The sequence below is a fragment of the Acidocella sp. genome (assembly GCF_052326845.1).
Classification (GTDB): domain Bacteria; phylum Pseudomonadota; class Alphaproteobacteria; order Acetobacterales; family Acetobacteraceae; genus Acidocella.
On sequence record NZ_JBKQJR010000114.1, the window covers coordinates 1 to 6,959 of the forward strand.

The window sequence follows — 6,959 nt, forward strand, 5'->3', positions numbered from 1 at the left end:
CTAGGTGCCCCTAACGTTAACTGGAGACCCAAGACATGGCGGTACACGCCTTCATATTCCCTGGCCAAGGCAGCCAGGCGGTCGGGATGGGCCGCGACCTCGCCGCGGCATTCGCCCCGGCCCGGCAGGTGTTCGAGGAAGTGGATGAGGTTCTGAAGCAGAAGCTCTCCAAGCTGATGTTCGAGGGCCCGTCCGAGGAGCTGACACTGACCGAGAACGCCCAGCCGGCGCTGATGGCGGTATCCCTGGCCGTGCTGCGGGTGCTGCAGGCGGAAGGCGGGATCAGTCTGAAGGAAAAGGCTGCGCTGGTCGCCGGGCACTCCCTGGGTGAATACGCGGCCCTGGCAGCGGCGGAGTCCTTCTCCGTCGCCGACACCGCAATGCTGCTGAAGCTGCGCGGCCAGGCCATGCAGAAAGCCGTGCCCGCCGGCCTGGGCGCCATGGCGGCGCTGCTCGGCGTGGAGATGGACATGGCGCGCGAGATCTGCGCCGAGGCCGAGATGGGCCCCGAGGGACGCGAGGTCGTCTCCGCCGCCAACGACAATGGCGGCGGGCAGGTCGTCATCTCGGGCAACAAGGCGGCGGTGGACCGCGCCATCGAGATCGCCAAGGCCAAGGGCGTGAAGCGCGCCATGCTGCTGCCGGTCTCCGCCCCCTTCCATTGCGCCCTGATGGCCCCGGCGGCGGACGCCATGGCCGAGGCCTTCGCCAACACCCCGCCCCGCACCCCGGTGGTGCCCGTGGTGGCGAACGTGACCGCGCAGAAAGTGACCGACCCCAACCTGATCCGCGACCTGCTGGTGCAGCAGGTGACCGCCACCGTGCGCTGGCGCGAGAGCGTGCAGGAAATGATGGCGCTGGGCGTGACCAATTTCGTCGAGCTCGGCACCGGCAAGGTGCTGGCTGGGCTGGTCAAGCGCATCTCGCCGGATGCAACCGCCATCTCCGCCGGCACGCCCGCTGATATCGAAGCCCTGCTGAAGGTTCTGTAAATGTTTGATCTGACTGGCAAAACCGCGCTGATCACCGGCGCTTCCGGCGGCATTGGCGCCGAGATCGCCCGCTCGCTGCACCAGCAGGGCGCCGTTGTGGCGCTCTCCGGCACGCGGCGCGAGGCGCTGGACACCCTGGCCGCCGAGCTGGGCGAGCGCACCCATGTGCTTCCGGCCGATCTCTCCCAGCCCGAGGAAGCCGCGCGGCTGATCAACGAGGCCGAGGCCGCTCTGGGCAAGGTGGACATCCTGGTAAACAATGCCGGGCTGACCAAGGACGGCTTGGCGATGCGCATGTCCGACGCGGACTGGGAGAAGGTGCTGAACGTGGACCTCGCGGCACCCTTCCGCCTCATCCGCGCCGCGATGAAGTTCATGCTCCGCCGCAAGGCCGGGCGCATCATCAATATCGGCTCCATCGTGGGCACCACGGGCAATCCTGGCCAGGCCAATTACTGCGCCGCCAAGGCCGGGCTCATCGGCCTGACCAAGTCGCTGGCGCAGGAAGTCGCCTCGCGCGGCATCACCGTGAACCTCGTGGCCCCGGGCTTCATCGAGACCCCGATGACCGACGCCCTCACCGACGCCCAGCGCGCCGATCTCTCCGGCCAGATCCCGCTCGGACGCCTGGGCACGCCCAAGGACATCGCCGCCGCGGTGGTGTATCTGGCCGCCGAGGAATCCGGCTGGGTCACCGGCGCCACGCTGCATGTCAACGGCGGCATGGCCATGATTTAATCCGCGTGGGGCGGATGGCTTGGCGTGGCGCGAAAAACCATGCTAAGCGCCGCCTCGTCTAGGGTTAACGATGTATCCCCAGCAGTGCTAAGGTTGCGCTGTCTCCATCATTCTAGTTGCAGGAAAGTGAAGTTTTATGAGCGAAATCGCCGACAAGGTTAAGAAGATTGTTGTCGAGCATCTCGGCGTCGACGAAGCCAAGGTGACCCCGGAAGCCTCCTTCATCGACGATCTGGGCGCCGACTCGCTGGATACGGTGGAGCTGGTGATGGCGTTCGAAGAAGCCTTCGGCGTGGAAATCCCCGAGGATGCCGCCGAGAAGATCACGACCGTGAAGGATGCGGTCGAGTACATCGAGAAGCAGAAGGCCGAATAAGGCTCCGCTTCCACTACTAAAAAGCCGTCCGAGGAGTTCACATGCGCCGTGTTGTCGTAACAGGTATGGGGATCGTTTGCCCGCTCGGGGTGGGCGTGGAACATGTCTGGAAGAGGCTGATCAACGGGGAGTCCGGCATCAGCGCCATCGACTCTTTCGACACCACGGAGCTGACGGCCAAGATCGCCGGTCAGGTCCCCGCGGGACCGGCCGCCGAGGGCAAGCTTGACCTCGCCGAATGGATCGCGGTCAAGGAACTCAAGAAGATGGACCGCTTCATCCATCACGGCATGGTCGCCGCCGCGCAGGCCATGGCGGATTCCGGCTGGGCGCCGGAGACCGAGGAGGACAAATGCGCCTCCGGCGTGATGATCGGCTCCGGTATCGGCGGTCTGCAGACCATCTACGAGACCTCGATCATGGTGCATGAGGGCCGGGCCAAGCGCGTCTCGCCCTTCTTTATCCCCGCCGCGCTGATCAACCTGATCTCCGGGCAGGTCTCCATCAAATACGGGCTGAAGGGCCCGAACCACTCGGCCGTGACGGCCTGCGCCACCGGCGTGCACGCCATTGGCGATGCGGCGCGGCTGATCGCCTATGGCGATGCGGACGTGATGGTGGCCGGCGGCGCTGAAGCCGCCGTGAACCAGCTCGGCATCGCCGGGTTCTGCGCTTCGCGCGCCCTCTCCACCGGCTTCAACGACCGCCCGACCGAAGCCTCCCGCCCCTGGGACAAGGACCGCGACGGTTTTGTCATGGGCGAAGGCGCTGGTGTCGTCGTGCTTGAGGAATACGAGCACGCCAAGAAGCGCGGCGCTAAGATTTACGCCGAAATCGGCGGCTACGGCATGTCGGGCGATGCGCACCACATCACCGCGCCCGCCGAGCACCATGACGGCGCCTTCCGCGCCATGAAGGCCGCGTTCAAGAATGGCGGCCTGACCGCCGCGGATGTGGACTACGTGAACGCGCACGGCACCTCGACCCCCATGGGCGACGATTTGGAGCTGGAAGCGGTCGAGAACATGTTCGGCGATCACGGAAAGAAGATCGCCATGTCTTCCACCAAATCCGCCACCGGGCACCTGCTGGGCGCGGCCGGCGCCATTGAGGCGATCTTCTCCATCCTCGCCATCCGCGACGGCGTCGCCCCGCCGACGCTGAACCTGCACAACCCGAGCCGCGCCTCGGTCATCGACCGCGTGGCGCTGACGGCGCAGGAACGCAAGATCAACGTGGCGCTGTCGAACTCCTTTGGGTTTGGCGGCACCAACGCCTCGGTCATCTTCAAGCGGGCCGTCTAAGCCATTCCACGTCGCGGCCAGATACTGCTTCTGCTGGTCACCCTGCTCGTCACGCTACGAGCAGGGCAGATGGCCGCGCATGAGAGCTACATTGCGCCCGGCGCCGGACAGACCAACGCCGATATCGTGATCCCCGCAGGCGGCAGCGCCGCCACGGCGGAGGCGCTGGCCAAGGCCGGGGTGATCCGGCACAAGCTCATCTTCCGCCTTGCCGCCTATTTCACCCGGGGCGATGGCGTGCTGCATGCCGGGGAGTTCATCTTCCCCGCCCATGCCAGCATCAAGGATATCCTGAACATCCTCCGCCACGGGCAACAGGTGGAGCACCAGGTGACCATCCCCGAGGGGCTGACCGGGGCGCAGATCGCGAAGATCATCAACGCCGCGCCGGATGCCAGCGGGCAAGTCGCCCCGCCGCCGGATGGCAGCGTGCTGCCGCAAACCTATAGCTATCTGTGGGGTACGCCGCGCGCCGCCATTCTCGCCCGCGCCGAGCAGGCCATGCAGACCAGCCTGGACACCGCCTGGCCCAAGCGCGACCCGAATTTGCCCCTGGCCTCGCCGCAGGAGGCGCTGATCCTCGCCTCCATCGTGCAGGAGGAGACCCCGCTCGGCCGCGAGTTGCCGCAGATCGCCGCCGTGTATGAGAACCGGCTACGCCAGGGCATGAAGCTGCAGGCCGACCCGACCGTGATCTACGCCGCCACCGGGGGCAAGCAGTCAGGCGGCACCGGCATCAGCCGCGCCGACCTCGCCAACCCCTCGCCCTACAACACCTATGCCCATGCCGGACTGCCGCCAGGGCCGATCTGCGCCCCCGGCGCCGCCGCGATCGACGCCGTGCTGCACCCGGCCAATAGCGACGCGCTGTATTTTGTCGCCACCGGCACGGGCGGGCATGTGTTCTCCCGCTACTTCAAGGACCAGCTGCGCAACATCGAGCACCTGTTCGGCGCGCGCCGGTAAGAAGCCGTTCATAAGTCTACTCCGGCTGTCGTCTAGCCGCGCTTTTCTGCGCTCCGGTGCTCACGTACCGCAAGTACGCTCCGCTCCGGTGCTCGAAAACCACGGCTATCCAACTCGCCGGAGCGACTTCTGAAGCGGCCTCTTAATAACAAAAAGGGCCCGCGAGGGGCCCTTTCACGCCATGCCCGCAGGGGCTTGGTCTTACTTCTTGCGCTGGCCGATGCTGGCGAACTTCTTGTTGAACTTCGCGACCTGGCCGCCAGTGTCCATCACGCGCTGCACGCCGGTCCACGCGGGGTGGGACTTCGGGTCGATGTCGAGGCGCAGGGTCTCACCCGGCTTGCCCATGCACGAACGGGTCTTGAATTCAGTCCCGTCGGTCATGATGATGTTGATCTCGTGGTAGTCCGGATGAATATTCGGTTTCACCGTGTCAGCTCCAATGCGTTTTGAGCCGCCGATCCCGACCGGCAGCGTGGAAGGCCCGCCTTTACGCTGGCATGCCGCCGGATGCAAGGGATTTTCGAGGTTTTACCAGCGTTCCAGCCCGGCAATCCGGGCGCGGCGGACGACGTAACGCGTCCATACCAGCTGCACGGCCAGCGGCAGCAGCCCCATGGCCGGACGCAGCACCGGCGGGGCGGCGAGGAAGGCAAGCGCCGTCAGCCCGCCCAGCACGGCAAAGCCCCAATGCAGCGCCGCCACGGCCCGGGCATCCACCCCTGCCCGGCGCGCCACTTGGTACAGATGCCCGTTATGCGCGCGGGCGATATTCTCGCCCGCCAGCACACGGCGGATGAGGGTAAAAGCGACATCGTAAAGCACGCCGGAAAGCAGGAAAGGCACGAGCAGGAAGGAAAGCGGCACGCCCTGGAAGCGCGTGGCGGCGACACCGAACAGTGCGAGCATGAAGCCGCAGAACTGGCTGCCGACATCGCCCATGAAAATGCGGCCCTTGGGGAAGTTGAAGGGCAGGAAGCCCAGCACCCCGCCCGCCAGCAGCAGCGACGCGGTATAGACGAAGAACCCGCCGTGCAGCCCGGCGATGCCGGCCAGGAACAGGCAAGCGATGAGGGTGACGCCCGAGGCGAGGCCGTTCAACCCGTCGATGAAGTTCATCGCATTGGTGACGAAGACGAGGAAGACCAGCGTGATCCCCGCGCCAGCCCAGCCGAATTCCACCACGCCGTAATAGGGCAGGGCCAGCAGGTGCACCGATAGCCCCGAGGCTACCGCCACCCCGGCGCAGGCGAGTTGCGTGAGCAGCTTGACCACAAAAGAGAGGTTGAGCAGGTCGTCGAGCAGCGAGACCGCGGCCATAAGCCCCGCCGCGGCGATGACACCGATGAAATACGGCTCCGCCAAGCGCGAGACCTGGCCATAGCGGTAGAGCAGCAGCACGCCCAGCAGGAAGGCGCAGACAATGCCCACCCCGCCGGATTTTGGGGTTGTCTGGGCATGGGCCTTGCGGGGGTCCGGGTGGTCCGGCACGCCGATGCTGATCATCGCCCGGACGATGATGGCGGAGAAAATGGCAAGCCCGGCCATCAGCGCCAGATGGCGGGGCAAGGCGAGGGCGGCAAGGGCGGAAGGGAGATTCATACGTGGCGTAACTTGGCGGAAACCGCGACAAATTAGAAGATGCTGAAGTTTATGCAAAAGGGGCTTGCCGAGGCCCGGCGGCCACGCCAGAACCGGTGACGTCGACGCATACGGGAGAGCTGGGCTTGAGAATTGCGATTATTGGCGGTGGCTATGTCGGGCTGGTGTCCGGCGCCTGCTTCGCGGAATTCGGTGTGTCAGTCGCGGTGGTGGAAGCGGACGCGGCAAAGCGGCAGATGCTGCTGGATGGCAAAATCCCCATCTACGAGCCCGGGCTGGACAAGCTGGTGGCCGACAATGTGGCGGCTCAGCGCCTGACCTTCCCCGCCACGCTGGAGGAAGGCATCAGGGAGGCCGCGGCGGTGTTCATCGCCGTCGGCACCCCGACCCGCCGCGGCGACGGCCATGCCGATCTCACCTATGTGTTCGCCGCCGTGGAGCAGGTGCTGCGCGCGCTGGACCACCCGGCCGTGATCGTCACCAAATCCACCGTGCCGGTGGGCACGGGGCGGAAGATCCTGGCCATGGCGCGGGAGCTGCGGCCGGACCTCGCCGTGGAGGTCGCTTCCAACCCCGAATTCCTGCGCGAGGGCAGCGCCATTGGCGACTTCATGCGCCCGGACCGCGTGGTGGTGGGCGCGGAGAGCGAACGCGCCCGCGAGGTGCTGCGCCAGCTCTACCGGCCGCTCAACCTCATCGAGACGCCGATCGTCTTCACCGGCCTGGAGTCGGCGGAGCTGATCAAATACGCGGCCAATGGCTTCCTGGCGATGAAGATCACCTTCATCAACGAGATGGCCGATCTCTGCGAAAAAGTAGGGGCGGATGTGAACGACATCGCCCGCGGCATCGGGCTCGATGGCCGCATCGGCCGCAAGTTCCTGCATGCCGGCCCGGGCTTCGGCGGCTCCTGCTTCCCCAAGGACACCCTGGCCCTGATGCGCATTGCCGAGGAGGCGGGAGCGCCTTCTAGGTTGATCC

8 protein-coding genes are annotated in these 6,959 nt (G+C 66.1%); 6 read left to right on the plus strand and 2 right to left on the minus strand.

The window, feature by feature from the left end:
• Positions 1-35: 35 nt before the first annotated feature.
• From fabD to mltG, 5 genes are all read left to right on the plus strand, one after another.
• The gene (fabD, locus tag ACLPJJ_RS07515) at positions 36-992 is read left to right on the plus strand and encodes an ACP S-malonyltransferase (RefSeq protein WP_443590329.1); all 957 of its coding nucleotides are present in this window, start codon (positions 36-38) and stop codon (positions 990-992) included.
• The gene (gene fabG / locus ACLPJJ_RS07520) at positions 993-1,730 is read left to right on the plus strand and encodes a 3-oxoacyl-[acyl-carrier-protein] reductase (RefSeq protein ID WP_443590330.1); all 738 of its coding nucleotides are present in this window, start codon (positions 993-995) and stop codon (positions 1,728-1,730) included.
• A 136-nt stretch (positions 1,731-1,866) separates the two neighbouring features.
• Positions 1,867-2,106, plus strand: coding sequence for an acyl carrier protein (locus tag ACLPJJ_RS07525; RefSeq protein WP_183266581.1), 240 nt, complete (start codon positions 1,867-1,869; stop codon positions 2,104-2,106).
• 41 nt (positions 2,107-2,147) lie between these two features.
• A complete protein-coding gene (gene fabF / locus ACLPJJ_RS07530; protein ID WP_443590331.1) occupies positions 2,148-3,410 on the plus strand; it encodes a beta-ketoacyl-ACP synthase II in 1,263 nt (420 codons plus the stop codon).
• Positions 3,411-3,479: 69 nt separating this feature from the next.
• Positions 3,480-4,376, plus strand: coding sequence for an endolytic transglycosylase MltG (gene mltG, locus ACLPJJ_RS07535; protein ID WP_443590332.1), 897 nt, complete (start codon positions 3,480-3,482; stop codon positions 4,374-4,376).
• A gap of 201 nt (positions 4,377-4,577) precedes the next feature.
• Here mltG and rpmE read toward each other — a convergent pair whose 3' ends face one another.
• Both rpmE and ACLPJJ_RS07545 read right to left on the minus strand, forming a co-directional pair.
• A complete protein-coding gene (rpmE, locus tag ACLPJJ_RS07540; RefSeq protein WP_443590333.1) occupies positions 4,578-4,805 on the minus strand; it encodes a 50S ribosomal protein L31 in 228 nt (75 codons plus the stop codon).
• A gap of 102 nt (positions 4,806-4,907) precedes the next feature.
• Positions 4,908-5,978 (minus strand): glycosyltransferase family 4 protein, encoded by a 1,071-nt coding sequence (locus ACLPJJ_RS07545; protein WP_443590334.1) that lies wholly within the window; start codon positions 5,976-5,978, stop codon positions 4,908-4,910.
• 125 nt (positions 5,979-6,103) lie between these two features.
• Here ACLPJJ_RS07545 and ACLPJJ_RS07550 point away from each other — a divergent pair.
• The coding region (locus tag ACLPJJ_RS07550) for a UDP-glucose dehydrogenase family protein (protein WP_443590335.1) at positions 6,104-6,959 on the plus strand (856 nt) is incomplete at its 3' end.

Coding starts and splice junctions, on each gene's coding strand:
- fabD (WP_443590329.1), top strand. CDS start 36: ATGGCGGTACACGCCTTCATATTCCCTGGCCAAGGCAGCCAGGCGGTC.
- fabG (WP_443590330.1), top strand. CDS start 993: ATGTTTGATCTGACTGGCAAAACCGCGCTGATCACCGGCGCTTCCGGC.
- ACLPJJ_RS07525 (WP_183266581.1), top strand. CDS start 1,867: ATGAGCGAAATCGCCGACAAGGTTAAGAAGATTGTTGTCGAGCATCTC.
- fabF (WP_443590331.1), top strand. CDS start 2,148: ATGCGCCGTGTTGTCGTAACAGGTATGGGGATCGTTTGCCCGCTCGGG.
- mltG (WP_443590332.1), top strand. CDS start 3,480: ATGGCCGCGCATGAGAGCTACATTGCGCCCGGCGCCGGACAGACCAAC.
- ACLPJJ_RS07545 (WP_443590334.1), bottom strand. CDS start 5,978: ATGAATCTCCCTTCCGCCCTTGCCGCCCTCGCCTTGCCCCGCCATCTG.